Origin of the sequence: Geomicrobium sp. JCM 19039, from assembly GCF_000698145.1 — a bacterium.
GTDB lineage: Bacteria > Bacillota > Bacilli > Bacillales > Marinococcaceae > Geomicrobium_A.
Genome location: NZ_BAXB01000042.1, coordinates 1 through 17325, shown reverse-complemented (window position 1 = coordinate 17325; position 17325 = coordinate 1). Strand labels below are relative to the sequence as shown.

Sequence of the window (17325 nt, the reverse complement as noted above, 5' to 3'; positions counted from 1 at the left end):
AGCAAGACGTCGGCGCGAACCGCGCCGAACCGAGTTCGATTTGGCTTCGGGCCCCGCTGGGGCGACGTTGTCGTTGGCATTTAGTGGAATCTGCGCTCCAGTTGGAACAAACTGAGCAAAAAAAGCCCTGCGCTACCCCTCCAGCCCAACACCCAACAGTGCAAATCAAGAAAGTGTTTCGTTCATTCCATATAGATCATTTTTCCAGTGAAAATCTCGATCTTGCAGTCGATTGAATCTCTCTAAGTTAACTCGCAAAAAATCGCTGTATTCCAATAATCTCCAAACGAGTCCGCCGCAAGACTCAAACGATGATTCGCTTCACGCGCATTCCTAAACATGCAATGGTCGTGTTAAATCGGATGTCCCTAAAAAGATCCTACGATTTTCAGCACCCTCATATCCGTAAATATGGGGGTGAACTCAACGTAATGGCAAACGCAGTTGAACCTTTCAAGGCTGTTGCACAACACCGTCACTTAAATTCGATTCAACAACCATCGTTTCACGATCAGAATCTGTGAATTTAACATGCACAGAGAGGTCGTCACCAACTCCGGACGAAGGGTGATATTCAGGTTGGAGGCTGTACGCCTCATCTGGGTAATGTGTGCGCAAATAGTCATCCACCTGGTTAGTATGCACATAAATATCAACATGGTCTTGGATCGTATTTTGCAAAAACAAATAGGAAACGAGTAGAAAGCTGAGTGTAGAAAGGATCCACGTCCATGTGTACACTCGCTTCTTATTCCGAGCCTGCTCACTGAACACTTTACCGAATGCAACACTTAAACCTACATACAGAAGAAAGCAAATGACTAGCGCGACAACGACGAGTGGCGAGATGCCGTACATGGAATCATCCTTTCAAACGATGATCGATCTCATATACATTGCTAGACCATTCAGTTAAATAGTGATCAATAATGTCTTCGTCTTCGGCAGTTTGACCGAGTACGGGCATGATGAACTGCACATGAACGACGAGATAGAAAATGGGCTGCAATAACTTCATGATGGCAAAATCGTCTTGTAGCACTTCAAACGCCTCAACGTGTGTCCAATGTTGTAAATACTCGTGCAACACGTCTTCGCTGTCACTTTTTAAGAACTCGGCCTCCACTTCTTCGAGAAAGTGAACGAGGCTCAAAAAAGGGTGAGTCAGACAACTGTTCGACCAGTCGTAAAGGAAAGGCTCGTCGTTTTCAATGATCACATTTCCACCAAAAAAATCACCATGGTCAATGGACTGTAGCTGTTTCGTTTTCAGTAACGAAAGTAAAGATACAACAGCGGGTACGTTTGCAAGGAGTTTTATGACTTCCTTAGGCGCAATCCAGTTCTGCACAGCTTGTACAGTAGAAATGAGCATCGGCGCAGAAATCACTTCATCAAGACTGCGGTCAGGAATGGACGGCCGGTGACGTCCCTCGTCTTCACTGAAGGCCCTTTGCAACTGTGCCAACCTGCGAGCAGCTTCTTCCCAATACGCAATCGCCAGCGAGTTGCCGAGAAGTTCGCCTCGCATTTCACGCATCACATACGCATGTTTCGACGAATCAATCGCAAGCACCTCTGGCCCGTACCGGTCCATATATTTTTGTACAAGCGGCTCATGTTTGAATACCGGAGGAACAACTTTCACATAGGCATTCTGTTGAGAGATGGTAACCTTTAATAAACCCCCTTTTTCCCAACTTCTTATTTGCTGAAAGAAAGCATCGGGATCATTGAGCACAGTTTTCGCCCAAGACTCAATTTCACTTCGAAAGCCATACTCAGACCAAGGAAAAGTTTTCTTTTTTAACTCAGCTTTCCATTTCTTAAGCACTTCTGCCTCGCTTTTTTCTAATTGCAAAAGCGCATTTTTGCTAAAGGGACTCGTCCAAGACGTTTCTGCATGATGGTGAGGTGGTTCGCGGTCAAGCACTTCCACCTCATAAACGATCCGACTGTCCTCCGTTTTTATGCGTTGTAACACATTCGTGTTCAAGCCGTACTCGTCGTAAAAAACGTATGAATTGGTGTCGTTTCTGCTGCATGAAATTCTTTTCGAGTAAAAGAAGGTAACGTCAATGAATCACCAGAAATGTCAAACAGCATCGTTTTCGATGGTTGATGATATACGAGAAATTGATAAAGCATAAAAAACTCCTTGGAACTATATTTGTCGCCCCCTCCCGATAACCAAGAAGAGCACGATCAGACCGAATAGTAAAAACAGCGCGCTCGTGAGCAGACCGGCAGCCCGAATCGAGTACATTTCAGCGGTGATCCCGACGATGAGCGTGAGGAAGATAATCATTACCGCTTCAAAAATTCCGAATAAGCTGTCAAACCTGCCCATCAATGATGCAGGAACGTGGTTCTGATAGAAAGTTAAAAATCCGGTGTTCGCAAATGTTAAAAAGAAGCCGATGGAAAGCCCGCCGATAACGGCAATTATGAAACTAGAAGCACTGAATAGCAGCATATAGCTAATCCCTACAAGCGGCGTGCCTACACCAATGAGTATGCGTAAGGACAAATATTTAGTGAATGCCGCGTTCAAGGCGGATCCGAAAACGATACCGATGCCAAACATGACGAGAAACAAGCCATACGACGTGTCTGTCATCATCAGAACGTCTTTGGCAAACGCCGCTTCAAGGGAGTCGATGGCCGTCATAAAGATCGTCACTGTGCAGAATAAAACGTACACGTACGAGATATACATGTGTGAGCGGCTAAACGTTGCGACGGCCTTCGCATCGTCTAGGATCACTTTCCAGGTGACATTTTTTACTCGCTCCTGATCATCCATTGTATCAACGTTGGGCAAGAATAGAAGAAAAATGGCAGACAATCCGAGTGCAACCGCATTGATGAATAGGGTCATTTCTGTAGTCGTGACGAGAAACAGTACACCTGCAATTGCCGGTCCGATTAAGATCCCTGCTGAATCAATGAAACCTCGTAGTGCATTAAACCGTTGCCGTTGTTCTTTTGGAATTAGTTTCGTCATGTACACCATTGCGGCTGGTTGAAAAACGGCACTCCCCATATTGACGATGAAAACGAGCAAATAAATGATTGGGATTGAGGAAACGAGTGGAATCAAAGCGATAATCATCGCTCGAAACAGATCCAGTCCAATCATAAGTCGACGCGTATTCGTGCGATCAATAAAACTGCCTGCCCATCCATTTGTACAAATGGCGGCAACAGGAGCCAATATGTAAAGGATCGCCATCGCTAATGCAGAGCCGGTCTCAGCAAAAATCATTAAGTTTAAAGAAATTAAATACACCCAAGCGCCAATGTTGGAAATGCCAATCCCTGCTAAAAGAAGCAAAGGAGATTTCCATTTGTGAAAAACAATCAAAAAGTTCACCCCCAAAACCGATAGGTTTTGAGGGCGAGCGGTCATCGCGGTGCCACCTCAATTCACTCCTCTATTGCTAAAGGAGTCTTATCAAGTACGGCAGGGCGAAGAATCGTCCGCGATACTCTATCTCGATAACGGGAGAAGTCGTTGCATCATCATTATGAGAAATGTGATCATAAATCCTCTGCACAGCTCCAAGACTTGCTTCGACCCACAAACTCATCCCTCATTCTCAGCAACTTGAGGTCTCTGTAGACAGCGTGTCGATGTACTCTTCTTTTCATCGCCTTTATAAATTACTCCATATCATATCGTTCAACCGCAGGTATGTAAACAAAAAATTGCGTGCTATGCTAAAAGTGAAAAGATGGCATACGCCATAAGTGCAAGCACACATAGAAAAATTATTATACGTATGACCTTGTTCATTATTTTCCTCCTGTAGTTTTTATGCGATTAACATCCTTTTCTTGGTACAAAAATACAAAGAGGTGATGGAATGGTACATGTCCAATTGGCAGGTGACGAGCATGTGGAAGGAATTATCCGGGTATGTCGCGCCGGGTATCGAGATGTGTCTGAAGGAATCTTATCGGAAGAGACGATCAAAAAGAACTGCGAAGCGTATTACAACCGCGTGCGTATTGCGACTGAAGTGAACGCACCGACGTCCCGCTGGGGCGGTTACTTCGTAGCATTGGACGGTGAGGCGGTCGTGGGAGCTGCCGGTGGCGGGATGATCGATGACAAAACGAGCCGATTGTATGTCATCTATTTAGATCCGAGTCGTCGAAATGAAGGCATTGGCTCGAAATTACTTGACGCCGTAACGCTGCAACAACAACAGTTCGGAGCCAAAGATCAAGTCGTGACCGTACAGCGAGATAACCAAAAAGGCATCCCGTTTTACGAAGCACGCCGTTTTCGCTATGAAAAAGAATTTCGCGGAAAGAACCTCCACGACGAACCGAATAACATCGTTTGGCAGTACAGACGAAAACTATCGTAACCATCATGAGCTCGATGCGGGAGTAGCTCGATGCATCGTCGTCGCAACAATCAAGTAAATGATGGCGAGACCGATGAAGCTACCGTACCCTAAAACCCCTGTTCCGAGGGCGAATAAAACCATTGCAAAACCGAAAAATATGACCGATGATATGTAGTAGAGTGTCTTCAACTAGAGCACCTCTTTAAAGATATTCGAATCTGCGAAAACGAGGGAAATCATGAAACAAAATGACCCCGTCATCCAATCATACATTCAATCAAAGGAAAAGCAAAGACAACTATACAAGAGAACACTTTTTATCGTTAGTTTCTCTCAAGTATTCGGTGGTGCTGGGCTTGCAGCGGGAATCACGGTCGGTGCCTTGCTTGCTCAGGAAATGCTTCAGACAGAAGCATTAGCCGGACTTCCGGCAGCGCTCTTCACCTTAGGTTCGGCTTTGGCGGCCTTTCTTGTCGGTAGACTCTCGCAACGATTTGGCCGTCGGACCGGGCTATTTCTCGGTTTCTTTGCAGGGGCTGTTGGTGCGTTTGGCGTCGTACTTGCTGCCGTTTTAGGCAGTGCCTTTTTGCTGTTTTTGTCCTTGTTCGTCTATGGGGCGGGCACGTCAACGAACTTGCAAGCCAGGTATGCCGGAACCGATTTAGCGAGCGAGAAACAACGCGGGAAAGCAGTCAGTATCGCGATGGTCTCGACGACGTTTGGCGCCGTGGCTGGCCCGAACCTCGTTGATATTCTCGGTGATTTTGCCCTATCCATCGGTGTTCCTGCGTTAGCTGGACCGTTCATCCTTGCAGGCGTTGCGTTCTTACTCGCCGGCCTCGTACTGTTCCTCTTGCTTCGCCCAGATCCGTTTTTAATCGCTCAAGCGTTAGCCGCTGATGCCTCTGTTGCCGAAACAGAAGATGAGCAGAGTGCCCCTAAAACGTTACATCGGGGCATTATTACCGGTGCACTCATCATGATTCTCACCCAACTCGTCATGGTTGCCATTATGACAATGACCCCTGTTCATATGGAACATCACGGTCACCATATGGGGGCGATCGGGCTCGTTATCGGGATTCACGTTGGGGCGATGTACCTACCTTCGTTATTTACGGGGTATCTCGTTGACCGTTACGGGAGAATTTCAATGGCGGTTGCTGCCGGAGTAACCTTGCTCGGTGCTGGCTTGATTGGCGGGTTTGGTTCCGGAGATGATCTAACCGTATTAATTGTGAGCCTTGCCTTACTTGGCATCGGCTGGAACTTAGGGCTAATTAGCGGTACGTCACTTATTGTGGACAACACAACCACTGCTAATCGTGCAAAAACGCAAGGTTCGGTTGATGTGTTCATTGCGCTCGCCGGTGCGACCGGAGGAGCATGAGTGGAATGGTCGTTGCAGGGGCTAGTTACACAGCCTTATCCTTGTTTGGTGGGGTATTGTCACTCGTGCTCATTCCCATTGTATATTGGTATCGAAAAAAAAGTTAAACAAAACGTCGTCGGAAATTTTTCCGAGGACGTTTTGCTTTATGTCATCTATTTACCCATGCGGGCTCTCGTTTTTTATATCCAGAGAACATCATGAAAGGAAGGTTACTTTAGAAACGATTCTCAAAAAAAGATTGACAATAGTGAAAAAAGACCCTACGATTATCGAGAATGATAATCGTTTTCAATTAACTGGGAGGTAATTATGAAAAAATCAATTTTGCACGTACATACATTGCTAGCTGCTATGCTCGTTGTGTCTGCTTGTTCAGGGGAGTCAGAGAATGCAACAGAAGCAGAACCGGACAGCGGGGGCGAAGACAACGGTTCCGAAGAACAAAGTGAAGAGATTGTCATCGAGCATGCATTCGGAGAAACGACCATTCCGTCAATACCTGAGCGCGTCGCCACGGTGCAGTGGGGGAACCAAGATGTTGCGCTAGCGTTAGATGTTGTTCCTGTTGGGTTTTCTGCAGCGAACTTCGGTGTGGAGGATGACAGTGGGTTACTTCCATGGACGGCTCAAAAGCTTGAGGAGTTAGACGAAGATGACCCGTACATATACCAAGATACCGACGGACTTGACTTCGAAGCAATTTCTGATAGCAATCCAGATGTAATTCTTGCCGCATACTCGGGGATTACAGAGGAGGATTATCAACTGCTAAGTGAGATCGCCCCTGTCGTTCCGTATCCAACTTCTCCATGGACCACTTCATGGCGTGAACAAGTGACGATGAACGCACAAGGAATGGGGATGGAAGCAGAAGGTGAACAACTAATTGAAGATACAGAGGCGCTCATTGAGGAGCGAGTGAACGACCACCCTGAAATTGAAGGGAAATCCATTGTGTGGGTGAACTTCTCCGCAGATGATTTTTCTGGAATGCATTTGTATACGCCAGCAGATACACGCGTCGCTTTTCTTGAAGAACTTGGCTTAGAGTACCCAGATGAAGTTGTCGAGTTGATTGAGGATACCGATGATTTCTCATTGAGTTTGAGCGCTGAAAATGCGGACGTGCTAAACAGTGCCGACTTGATTATCGGTTATGGAGATGAAGAGCTGTTTGAATCCGTAAAATCCGACTCTAGACTCGGACAAATTCCTGCTATTGAAAGAGACTCAGTCGTTATGATTGGTGGGAACTCGGCAATTGCGGCTTCAGGAACGCCGACGCCACTCTCGATTGAATATACAATTGATGACTATGTGGAACTCATTTCCGATGCTGTCGACAACTTGGAGGAATAAGGAAGGGAAGCAGCGTAGAAGCAAAGTACCCGTCGTGCTCGTCTGTGCGCTTGGACTTGTGGTCGTATCTACGCTGCTATCTCTTGCCTTTGGCTCACGCGCGGTTACTTGGGAAGAGTTGATGAGTGGCTTGTCTCTGTCAGGAGCAGACTCCTATGCAGCAAGCGTTGTCCAAGAAAGAATACCGAGAACGGTCTTTAGCTTATGTTGCGGGGCGGCGCTCGGCATATCGGGCGCACTTATGCAAGCCGTAACGAGGAATCCACTAGCGGATCCTAGCATCCTTGGTGTGAATACAGGAGCGGCATTGTTTGTCGTTTTTGGCATGGCGTTTCTCGGCATTAACTCTCAATCTCAATACATATGGTTAGCCCTCGTTGGCGCGACACTAACAGCATTGTTCGTATATGGCATTGGCTCACTTGGAAGGGCGGGAGCAACACCGCTCAAGCTCGTGCTTGCTGGGGCGGCAACGAGTGCGGCGTTGTCATCCATCGTAAGTGCAATTATATTGCCAAGAACGAATGTGATGGACCAGTTTCGGTTTTGGCAAGTTGGCAGTGTCGGGTCAGGTAGTTGGCAATCGATCATGATTTTCTTGCCGTTTTTGGTCGTCGGCATTGTGATTGCAATCATGGCGGCGTCTTCTTTGAATGCACTCGCTTTAGGAGATGAGGTCGCCAGTGGACAAGGTGTGCGAATCGGCGTGCTTCGTCTGATCGCCGCATTTGCCGGTGTGATTCTTTGCGGGGCAGCGACAGCGCTCGCTGGACCGATTGGGTTCATCGGCTTATTGTCCACGCATCTCGTGCGGCTCTTGCTCGGTCCTGATTTGCGCTTAATCATTCCATTTTCTGCAATGACAGGTGCTATCATTTTGACGGTTTCTGATGTGAGTGGGCGGCTGCTCGGCAGTCCTGGGGAACTAGAGGTAGGGGTTGTCACCGCGTTTGTCGGTGCGCCGATTCTCATCATGCTCGCGGTTCGGATGAAGGTGCGATCATTATGATGAATTCAACAATTGGCCGTATACGAAATGAGAGAAGAAAAAGATTTACTCGAAGAGCAGCCGTGACAAGTGCGCTGTTTCTTCTCGTGCTCATGTTATGCACGGCGATGCTCATGCTCGGTAACACCATCTACCCGGTTCAAGATGTCGTGAGGGTGTTGCTCGGAGAAGAAATTGCTGGAATGATGTTTGCGATTGAAACGATACGCTTGCCGAGAATGCTTGCCGGATTACTAGCAGGAATCGCCTTTGGTATTGCAGGCAACACATTTCAGACGATGCTTCGCAACCCCCTTGCAAACCCTGATATTCTAGGAATTACTGCCGGGTCTACCGTCGCCGCTCTTGTGTGCATCCTCTTATTGCAAACGAGCCGAGCAACCGTATCGGTTTCAGCGATTATCGCTGGTTTAGTGACGGTTGTCGTAATCTATTTCTTATCGAGAGGAAACGGGTTTTCCATCGGAAGACTTGTGCTCGTAGGGATCGGTATTCAGGCAATACTAAGTGCCACCATATTGTATTTGCTCATGATCGGTGCGCAGGAAGATTTGCCAAACGCAATGCGGTGGATGAGTGGCAGTCTAAATGGGGTGCAACTCCATCAGCTCGTGCCGCTAGCAATATCGATGATCGTCTGTATACCGTTGCTCGTGTTCACCGGTCGTCACCTTTTAATGCTAGAACTCGGTGAAAGCGCAGCCCTCTCCCTCGGTGTGCAAACCGATCGTACGAGAATTGTATTAATCGTGGCCTCTGTCATTATGCTCGCACTCGCTACAGCTGTGACCGGTCCGATCGCTTTTGTCGCTTTCTTGTCAGGACCGATTGCAAAAAGACTAATGGGTGAAGGTTCACCGAGCATCATCGGTTCGGGTCTCGTCGGAGCAACCCTCGTACTCGGTGCGGATCTTTTAGGGCAATTTGCCTTTGATGTACGTTACCCTGTTGGCGTCATTACCGGGATGATGGGTGCACCGTTTTTGCTTTATCTATTGATCCGCATGAATCGGAGGGGAAATCTGTAATGAATACGAAAGATCGGCTCCACGTTGAAGGACTCGAAGCGGCTTACGAAAATAAAACCATCCTTAAAGACATTCAGCTGAAAGTGCCTGACGGGCGGATCAATGTCATTATTGGCGCGAATGCTTGTGGGAAGTCAACCTTGCTAAAAGCGATGAGTCGGTTACTAAAACCAGTCGGAGGTGTGACGACGCTGGATGGCAAAGCCATTCATACGATTCCTCCAAAGAAGCTCGCTAGAACGCTCGGCCTCCTTCCGCAATCGCCCATCGTACCCGAAGGAATTACAGTTGCGGATCTGGTAGGACGTGGACGTTTTCCCCACCAATCATTCATGAGAAGTCGAACGAAAGAAGATGATCACGCCGTCGCCGAGGCGATGGAAATGATGAATATCGCTGATTTGGCTGAACGAAACATAGATGAACTGTCTGGCGGGCAACGGCAACGGGTGTGGATTGCGATGGCACTTACGCAAGAAACCGACATTTTGTTTCTCGATGAGCCAACGACGTTCCTTGATATTACGTATCAAGTGGAAATTCTCGATATGCTCACCGACTTAAACCGTAAACAAGGAACGACAATTCTTATGGTTCTTCATGATATCAATTTGTCCGCGCGCTACGCAGATTACATGTTCGCCTTGAAACAAGGTGAACTCGTCACTCAAGGGACGCCGCAAGACGTCATTACGAGTGAACAAATCAAGAACATTTTTGATTTAGACTGTGAAGTGATTGAAGATCCAGTGTCAAAGTCACCATTAATTATACCGAAAGGTAGGCATCACATCCGATGAACGGCGCGATGAAATAGGGTCGCGCCCTTCTTGTTTCTCAGACCGAGTTCGATTAAGATGAAATGTAAGCGCATAACATACGCTGAAAACGGGTAAAGAGTCACAAGACAAAAGCCCTTCCTATTTAACGGCATTTGCGCTATAATATATTAAACGCATTATAATACTCGGAATTGAAAGCGGGTGATGATCAGATGGAGTTAGTTTCAAGAGCGACGATTGAAGACGCATGTGAGATTTTGAACTTACAGAAGCTTGCGTACGTATCCGAAGCGGAGATCTATAACGACTACACAATCATGCCCTTGCAAGAAGATTTAGAATCAGCCAAAGCTTCATTTCAAAAAAATATCGTTCTCAAATACGTTGAAGATCGCATGATTATCGGCTCAGTCCGGGGTTATGAAGAGAATGGCATTTGCTATATTAATAAGCTAATGGTTCACCCCGCCTGCCGAAACCGAGGAATTGGACAAATACTCATGACAGAGATTGAGAGTCACTTTACCGATGTGACGTTTCGTCTGTTTACAGGCGCTCAGTCAGAGAAGAACATCGCTGTGTACGAAAAGCTCGGTTACACCATTTACAAAACAGGCAAATTAGACGTGGAAGATACACAATTTGTGTTTATGGAAAAAAGAGCGGAGCACCGCCACGCTCAGTAAAGGCCATGCCTAACGGCATGCTTTTTTGTGGACTGGAATTCATTTACAAAAGGTAGTTTTTTATGTAAAATTAATCTGAAAGTTAGTATTATTTAGTATAAAAGATATATAAAAGGGGTGTGCTTGCATCGATGCCAACTTCAGACATGAAGATGAACGAAACGATCATTCAGTTAACAGAAACAGAAAGGCGCGGAATGGAACAGCTCATTGATCAACTCCCACCAATCGATGTCCACCGTATTCCTGCCGACCATCTACGACACGTAATGAAAGTAGCCAACGATCAATTCCCAGCTTCTATTCGCGAGCGAATTCAACAGTTCCAGAGAAATCCGAATCGAAAAGGGTTTATTAAGCTAACGAATGTCCCTGTGGACTCGAGTTTACCGCCCACCCAAAAGATGCCAAACCAGCAACAGATAAGCATACATACCGAAGCGAATACACATTGCTCATGACGCTCATGCTGCTCGGAGATCCGATTATTTATACAGAAGAAAAAGACGGCATTCTCATCAACAACATCTGTCCAATTGAAACGGACGGTGACACGACCGAACACACAGGCTCTAAGAAGTTTTTTGATTTTCATACAGAGAATGCCTACCATCGTTTCGTCCGGATTATTTAGGATTAGTCGGGTTGCGTAGCGATCATGACGGGTTGGCAGAAACACCGGTAGCTTCAATAATAGAAGCCATTCAGCATGTTCCAGAAACGGCAATGGCTATTTTAGAAGCGCCGTTATTTCGCATTCAGCCAACAAGGATGTTCGAACAGCCACACGTACAAGCCCGCACACTGCCTGTATTACGAGGAAGTCGAGAAGAGCCTGCCATGACGATTCATTTTTCATTAATGAAAGGGGTGAGTGAAGATGCGGAGTGGGCGCTCGAATGCTTGAAAGATGCGCTTAGGAAAGTGGTTGTGTCTCAGGTCATTCAACCAGGGGAGCTTGTGATTATGGATAACCGTGTCACGGTTCATGGGCGGTCTACATTTCATCCGCGGTTTGATGGGCAAGATCGATGGCTACAACGAATGTTTGTCATTGAGAGCATCAAACCGATTCAACATCTACTCGTCGATTTTACATATACGTGCGCGCCACTAGGGGATTGGATTGAGCCGCGCTAAGATCGATGTTAAAAAAGGGCTCGGCAAAGGTCTTCATTCTACGTGGAAACTTGGACGGATTATTTTTCCGATTACGACACTTATCGTCATTCTGCGGCATACACCGGTCATTGACCAGCTGTCGCAACTGTTAGCTCCATTTACGAGGCTGTTTGGCCTGCCAGGTGAAGCGGCCATTGCCTTTGTGCTCGGCAATCTGCAGTTATACGCAGGCATCGGTTCCATCTTAGCAATGGATTTGACGATGAAGGAAGTATTCATCCTCGCTGTGATGCTCAGTTTCTCCCACAACCTCATATTAGAATCGGCGTTTTTAAAAGAAATTCGGGTGAGCATCTGGCTTGTCGTGACGGTTCGTCTCGGCATGGCGATGCTCTTTGGTATGCTTGTAAATCTTCTGTATCCAGCCGGGGGAGAAGAAGCAGCTTACACGGTTGTAGAGCCTGCGATGAATCAAGATGCTTGGGGAAGTATTGTTTTAGAAGCGGTTGGAGCGGGGGTAGGGGCCGTGTTGCAATTGGCGATGATTGTCATCCCGCTTATGGTCGTCATTCAAGCCATCTATGATCTATCGTTATTAGATTTCTTTACGAGATGGATGAAGCCATGTCTTCAACCGTTAGGCATTTCACAAAGAGGCGCGATTGTCATTGGAAGTGGTATGATCTTTGGTTTGATTTACGGGGCAAGTGTGATCATTCAGGAAGCAAAGGAACAGAATTTCAGCGAACGAGAGCTCACCTTACTTATCTTGTATCTTGCAATTTGTCATGCGGTCATTGAAGATACGATGATCTTTTTGCCACTCGGGGTAAACGTACTATGGTTGTTACTGTTTCGGTTTGTCGGTGCAGTTGTACTGCTGCTCATTGTCGCCTGGTTGTGGAAGAGAACGGTGAAGAAAAGCTTAAGCACGGAGCAACAAGCGGTATAATGAAACGAAGAAACCTACTTTCCCTTTGCGCTATACATTGCTAAACTATAACAATAGAATACTTTGAAAGGTTCCATGAATTATGACAGCTTCCCCAACAGGCAGAGAGCGATTTGCTCTCGCCATGATGCTTAGCATGTTGACCGTGCTCGGGCCGCTCAACATTGATATGTACTTACCTGCATTTCCCGAGATTGCAAGTGATTTGTCAACCACACAATCACTCGTGCAAGCTAGTTTAACCGCTTGTTTATTAGGTCTTGCCGCAGGACAACTCGTCATTGGACCGATTAGTGATGCGAGAGGTCGGCGCGGCCCGCTCATGATTTCAGTTTCACTCTTCGTGCTTGCTTCAGTTGTTTGTGCGCTTGCACCAAACATTACAACGCTCATTATCGGCAGGTTTTTGCAAGGATTTACCGCAGCTGCAGGCCTCGTAGTTTCCCGTGCCGTCGTCCGCGATGTGTTTGATGGAAAAGAGTTAACGAAATTTTTTGCACTGTTAATGGTCATCAATGCCGTTGCGCCAATCGTCGCCCCGCTTGCTGGCGGTGCTATTCTTATCATTCCTGGCATGGAATGGGATGGGATTTTCTATACACTTGCCGCGATGGGTCTACTCGTCGTGCTCATCGTGTTCTTCCGCTTAAAAGAGACGTTACCTGCGGAGCGCCGGTCTCCAGGATCGTTAAAGCATACGCTCGCCACGTTTTATGACCTGATGCGAACGCGAACGTTTATGGGGTTTGCCCTCGCCCTTGGCTTTGCTCACGGAGGTAGTTTTGCGTATGTGGCAGGCACGCCATTTGTTTACCAAGGCATTTATGAAGTGAGCCCACAAATGTTTAGTGTGCTCTTTGGCATTAACGGCCTCGCAATGGTGATCGGCTCTCATGTTATCGGGCGCTATAGCGGCGTTGTGCGCGAGAGAACGTTGCTTTATACGGCGCTTATCATCGGCGTTGCCGCTACGAGTGTACTGCTCGTCATGACGATCATTGAAGGACCGTTGTTTATGATTGTCGTACCGATCTTTATTTACATGACAGGTATGGGGATGATTTTAACGAGCTCATTCACACTCGCCATTGAAAAAGAAGGGCACCGGCAGGCAGTGCGAGTGCGCTGCTCGGCGTATTTCCGCTCCTCATTGGGGCCGCGGTCGCCCCGCTTGTTGGGATTAGTGAAACGTCTGCCATCCCGATGGGCTTTATTCTGTTTGCCACATCGGCATTGGCGTTTTTATCATTCGTAGTACTCATTCAAAGGAGAGATAAACGATGATTCGAAAAATGGAACATGTAGCAATAATCGTCAACGATATGGACACGTCAATTGGCTATTATGAAGATCTATTTGGTTTTGTGCTTCGTCTTCGAGGGTCGAACGACATTCGAGAAATGGCATTTCTTTACTTGCCGGACACACCTGATGTAGAAATTGAACTCATTCGTGACTTAAACCCGACTGAGACGTATGCGAGATTAGTGTTGTCAATCACTTAGCCTTCACCGTCGACAACATTGAAGAGACGATCACAGCTTTTCAAGATAAAGGCATCGCTTTTTTGAGTGAACAAACGAAACCGACGTTAGACGGTGGAAAGATGATTTTATTTAAGGGACCGAGTGGTGAAATGTTACAGCTTGTCGAACGTGGGAAGTAGGAGTTGAAAGGGTGAGGTGCCGATGACGACGTACACAAAAGGAAAACGACGATTGCTCGTCGGCATCTTACTATCCGCATCATTTATTTCCGTACTTAATCAATTTTTACTCATCACCGCTTTTCCGCAAATCATGAGTGACTTTGAGATTAATGCAACAGAAGTGCAATGGCTAACGACCGTGTTTATGCTCGCCATTGCGGTCCTCGTGCCAATTACCGCGTACCTTATTGACCGTTTTACTTCACGAGCGCTGCTTCTGGCAGCGGTCTTTAGTTTTTCATCGGCACACTTGTTGCCGCGCTCGCGCCAAACTTTGGTACGCTTCTCGTCGGAAGGATTCTTCAAGGCGCCGGTTCAGGCATGATGATGCCGCTAATGCAAACCGTGCTATTGCTCGTGTACCCCCGAGAACAACGAGGGTTTGCGATGGGTCTTGTAGGTCTTGTCATCAACGTGGCGCCTGCGATCGGTCCGGTCATCTCCGGTCTCTTAGTCGACAGCTTTAGTTGGCGCGCGGTGTTTTACGTGACGCTTCCAGCGGTTTTACTATTAATGGGTTTCATCTATCGATACATGGAGAACGTTACCGAACAGCGCCCAGCGAAAATCGACGTGCTATCCGTGCTCCTTTCCAGCGTCGCGTTTGGCGGGATTTTGTACGGGTTTAACAGTACAGGGTCAAGTACGGCAGCCATGCTCATGATCGGCATTGGTAGTGTCGCACTCCTCCTCTTTATTTTCAGACAGTTACGTCTGGAAAAGCCGATGTTGGAGCTGCGCACGTTCAAACGTCCGCTATTTGCACTCGTCATCGTCATCACGGCCCTTTCATTTAGTTTGCTCATTGCCGTCGAGACGATTTTGCCGATGTTTGTGCAAAATGTACAGTTGTACTCGGCGTTTGACTCTGGCCTCATTATCTTTCCAGGGGCGATGACGCTCGCGGTGATGAGCTCGTGGCCGGCAAATGGTTTGATCGGTACGGCGGGTTATGGCTCGCCCTCATCGGCTTCGTTTTGCTCAGCTCGACGACGCTCACGTATTACGTCGTGTTGTCAACCGACACGGGAATCCCTGTCACTGCCGTACTTTTCATGTTCTTTATGGCAGGCATTGCGATGATTAACATGCCGCTCACGACCGCGGCCCTCAACGCGTTGCCGAATGAACTCATCTCTCACGGGACGGCGATTACGAACACCGCCCGGCAATTCGGCGGTTCGATTGGGCTCGTATTTATCATTTCGTTCATTACGAGAGCCGCACCAGAAGCCGGTGGCGAGAACCCGCTAACGTTTTTAGAAGGTGTGCAGTCGGCGTTTTTCGCATCGTTTCTGTTTGCTGCTGTAGGTCTCGTGCTTACGCTCGGCTTGTTTAGAACAAAAGAAAGAAAAGGGGGGACTACATGATGAATATTGCACTCGTCGGAGTTGGTGCCGTTGGCGCCGTGTATGCACGTCTTTTGCACGACAATCCCGATGTTCAGTTGTATTGCATGATGGATGCTGTGCGCAAAACCCGAGCAGTAGAAGAAGGCATCTATGTAAACGGCGAGCGCGTGCCGCTCACGTTTGCGACACCAAAAGAGGTGGACGTGCCTATCGATGTGATTATATTCACAGTGAAGAACCCGCAAATGCAGGCGGCAGTGACGTTCGTTGAGCCACTTGTAGGTGAGGACACCGCGTTATTATCGCTACTCAATGGAATTGATAGCGAAGCGGTCATTGCCGCCCAATACGGAGAGTCCCGCGTGTTGTACGGGCTCGCCAACGGGATCGATGCGTTGAAAAAGGAGAACAAAATATCGTACACTCATCCGGGCATCCTTTATTTCGGCGAGCGTGATAATCGTGCACTGAGCCCCCGTGTCGAGCGACTGGCACACGTCTTTTCCGAGTCAAACATCCCGCATGCTGTCCCTGAAAATATGGAATATCAGTTGTGGCATAAGTTTATGGTGAACGCGGGCGTAAACCCGGTTACGGCGATTATGCGGGCGACGCACGGGGCACTTCGTGATTCGATGGACTTGTTGCACGTCACAAAAAGCGCCATGCGAGAAATCGTCCTCGTCGCGCAAGCAGCGGGCATTCCCCTAGCGGTGGAAGAAATTGATACGTTCTTCACGGATGTGTGGACGCAAGTCGGCGCCGACGGGAAGACATCTATGCTCCAAGACATCGAAGCCGGGCGCACGACGGAAAATGAGTACTTCGGAAAGCGCGCCGCCGAGCTCGGCAAGAAATACAACGTTGCTACGCCGGTAAATGACATGCTCTATCATTTAGTGAGGGCGATGGAACACCCGACCGATTAAACATGAGGCCATTGAAAAAGGGGAATTGTAAACGTTAAATTGGTTGGATCAGATGATCCGTGTTAACGAGTGGTGTAGACGGAGAGATGCTTTTACTTAGATACTCCGATGAATATCACCCTGCTATGGTAGGATTTTCTTCAATTTGGGAGCACATTCAGCTAAAATCGCACCGTTGCTTAGCCTATGGTAGAATTTTCAGTTTCTATGGTGCGATTTGCAACAACGAAACGCGAAAAAGAAGAGAAATTCTACCACAGGACATTCTATGGTAGAATTTTCACCCTGCGCCCTGGTCAGTGCCCAGTTCTAAGTCATGGAAAGGCGCTGAAAAAGAGAAATTGAAAAACGCATAACTGTGTTTCGGTTGTTATCACTAGAAAATCCCACGTAGACTCTGTCTTTGATGGGATTTTCTTAAATAGAGGAACCCTTTTTAGCAGAAATCCCCACATAGATTGGACCCATTACGTCATGTTAACGATTACCTTAGGAAGAGAGACGTTATTTTTTCAGCGCCCTCCGGAACATAATAACGTCGGCTTTCCTTTTGGTTCCGTACAGCCCCTCTAGCCGGAACAAAATTGCGGAGGTTCTCCTTTTGGTTCCGTACAGCCCCTCTAGCCGGAACAAAATTGCGGAGG

20 protein-coding genes, 2 pseudogenes and 1 other annotated feature are annotated in these 17325 nt (G+C 47.4%); of the genes and pseudogenes, 17 read left to right on the top strand and 5 right to left on the bottom strand.

The window, feature by feature from the left end; genetic code table 11:
* Positions 1–236 (top strand): hypothetical protein (locus JCM19039_RS26105; protein WP_238545176.1); only part of this gene is annotated, 236 nt, incomplete at its 5' end.
* Positions 237–453: 217 nt separating this feature from the next.
* On the opposite strand, the gene JCM19039_RS20735 is transcribed toward JCM19039_RS26105, so the two are convergent.
* Genes JCM19039_RS20735 through JCM19039_RS20725 form a run of 4 tightly spaced genes read right to left on the bottom strand, consistent with a single transcriptional unit; the run spans position 454 to position 3376 of the window.
* Positions 454–858 carry a hypothetical protein gene (locus JCM19039_RS20735; protein WP_042430928.1) on the bottom strand — a complete coding sequence of 135 codons (405 nt, stop codon included), beginning with the start codon at positions 856–858 and terminating at the stop codon, positions 454–456.
* A 4-nt stretch (positions 859–862) separates the two neighbouring features.
* Positions 863–1996, bottom strand: a complete 1134-nt coding sequence (locus JCM19039_RS20730; protein WP_042430926.1) for a phosphotransferase — start codon at positions 1994–1996, stop codon at positions 863–865.
* Positions 1993–2148 carry a hypothetical protein gene (locus JCM19039_RS24720; RefSeq protein WP_193744321.1) on the bottom strand — a complete coding sequence of 52 codons (156 nt, stop codon included), beginning with the start codon at positions 2146–2148 and terminating at the stop codon, positions 1993–1995. Before JCM19039_RS24720 ends, JCM19039_RS20730 begins: the two co-directional genes overlap by 4 nt.
* 16 nt (positions 2149–2164) lie before the next feature.
* Complete coding sequence (locus tag JCM19039_RS20725; RefSeq protein WP_238545178.1) at positions 2165–3376, bottom strand: MFS transporter; 1212 nt, start codon at positions 3374–3376, stop codon at positions 2165–2167.
* Between the two features lie 17 nt (positions 3377–3393).
* Positions 3394–3663 (bottom strand) — a binding site (T-box leader).
* Positions 3664–3869: 206 nt separating this feature from the next.
* On the opposite strand from JCM19039_RS20725, the gene JCM19039_RS20720 reads away from it, so the two are divergent.
* A complete protein-coding gene (locus tag JCM19039_RS20720) occupies positions 3870–4379 on the top strand; it encodes a GNAT family N-acetyltransferase (protein ID WP_042430924.1) in 510 nt (169 codons plus the stop codon).
* A 3-nt stretch (positions 4380–4382) separates the two neighbouring features.
* On the opposite strand, the gene JCM19039_RS24715 is transcribed toward JCM19039_RS20720, so the two are convergent.
* Positions 4383–4550 carry a hypothetical protein gene (locus JCM19039_RS24715; protein WP_193744320.1) on the bottom strand — a complete coding sequence of 56 codons (168 nt, stop codon included), beginning with the start codon at positions 4548–4550 and terminating at the stop codon, positions 4383–4385.
* 49 nt (positions 4551–4599) lie between these two features.
* Here JCM19039_RS24715 and JCM19039_RS20715 point away from each other — a divergent pair, with 49 nt between their 5' ends.
* The 15 genes and pseudogenes from JCM19039_RS20715 to JCM19039_RS20655 all read left to right on the top strand — a co-directional run bounded on the left by JCM19039_RS20715 (position 4600) and on the right by JCM19039_RS20655 (position 16681).
* A complete protein-coding gene (locus JCM19039_RS20715) occupies positions 4600–5751 on the top strand; it encodes an MFS transporter (protein ID WP_373976221.1) in 1152 nt (383 codons plus the stop codon).
* Positions 5752–6063: 312 nt separating this feature from the next.
* Positions 6064–7113, top strand: coding sequence for an ABC transporter substrate-binding protein (locus JCM19039_RS20710; protein WP_042430922.1), 1050 nt, complete (start codon positions 6064–6066; stop codon positions 7111–7113).
* On the top strand, positions 7088–8122 hold the full coding sequence (locus JCM19039_RS20705; protein ID WP_042430919.1) for an iron ABC transporter permease: 1035 nt from the start codon (positions 7088–7090) through the stop codon (positions 8120–8122). The genes JCM19039_RS20710 and JCM19039_RS20705 overlap by 26 nt, the downstream gene beginning before the upstream one ends.
* The gene (locus tag JCM19039_RS20700; RefSeq protein WP_042430917.1) at positions 8119–9150 is read left to right on the top strand and encodes an iron chelate uptake ABC transporter family permease subunit; all 1032 of its coding nucleotides are present in this window, start codon (positions 8119–8121) and stop codon (positions 9148–9150) included. The genes JCM19039_RS20705 and JCM19039_RS20700 overlap by 4 nt, the downstream gene beginning before the upstream one ends.
* Positions 9150–9950: an ABC transporter ATP-binding protein gene (locus tag JCM19039_RS20695; RefSeq protein ID WP_042430914.1), complete on the top strand. Its 801-nt coding sequence runs from the start codon at positions 9150–9152 to the stop codon at positions 9948–9950. The genes JCM19039_RS20700 and JCM19039_RS20695 overlap by 1 nt, the downstream gene beginning before the upstream one ends.
* Positions 9951–10144: 194 nt before the next feature.
* The gene (locus JCM19039_RS20690) at positions 10145–10618 is read left to right on the top strand and encodes an N-acetyltransferase (protein ID WP_042430913.1); all 474 of its coding nucleotides are present in this window, start codon (positions 10145–10147) and stop codon (positions 10616–10618) included.
* Between the two features lie 131 nt (positions 10619–10749).
* Positions 10750–11079 carry a hypothetical protein gene (locus JCM19039_RS20685; protein WP_042430911.1) on the top strand — a complete coding sequence of 110 codons (330 nt, stop codon included), beginning with the start codon at positions 10750–10752 and terminating at the stop codon, positions 11077–11079.
* Positions 11070–11252 (top strand): hypothetical protein, encoded by a 183-nt coding sequence (locus JCM19039_RS22815; RefSeq protein ID WP_052399020.1) that lies wholly within the window; start codon positions 11070–11072, stop codon positions 11250–11252. Before JCM19039_RS20685 ends, JCM19039_RS22815 begins: the two co-directional genes overlap by 10 nt.
* An 11-nt stretch (positions 11253–11263) precedes the next feature.
* Entirely contained in the window at positions 11264–11758 is a 495-nt protein-coding gene (locus JCM19039_RS20680; RefSeq protein WP_052399019.1) for a TauD/TfdA family dioxygenase, read from the top strand.
* Positions 11745–12692, top strand: coding sequence for a nucleoside recognition domain-containing protein (locus tag JCM19039_RS20675; protein ID WP_081834671.1), 948 nt, complete (start codon positions 11745–11747; stop codon positions 12690–12692). Before JCM19039_RS20680 ends, JCM19039_RS20675 begins: the two co-directional genes overlap by 14 nt.
* Positions 12693–12774: 82 nt before the next feature.
* A pseudogene (locus JCM19039_RS20670) lies at positions 12775–13976 on the top strand (Bcr/CflA family efflux MFS transporter).
* Positions 13973–14197 carry a VOC family protein gene (locus JCM19039_RS26100; protein WP_238545175.1) on the top strand — a complete coding sequence of 75 codons (225 nt, stop codon included), beginning with the start codon at positions 13973–13975 and terminating at the stop codon, positions 14195–14197. Before JCM19039_RS20670 ends, JCM19039_RS26100 begins: the two are co-directional and overlap by 4 nt.
* Positions 14176–14358 (top strand): VOC family protein, encoded by a 183-nt coding sequence (locus tag JCM19039_RS28285; RefSeq protein ID WP_373976224.1) that lies wholly within the window; start codon positions 14176–14178, stop codon positions 14356–14358. Before JCM19039_RS26100 ends, JCM19039_RS28285 begins: the two co-directional genes overlap by 22 nt.
* Positions 14359–14380: 22 nt before the next feature.
* Positions 14381–15770, top strand: a pseudogene (locus JCM19039_RS28280) (MDR family MFS transporter).
* Positions 15767–16681, top strand: a complete 915-nt coding sequence (locus JCM19039_RS20655) for a ketopantoate reductase family protein (protein WP_042430907.1) — start codon at positions 15767–15769, stop codon at positions 16679–16681. The pseudogene JCM19039_RS28280 and the gene JCM19039_RS20655 overlap by 4 nt, the downstream one beginning before the upstream one ends.
* Positions 16682–17325 lie beyond the last annotated feature (644 nt).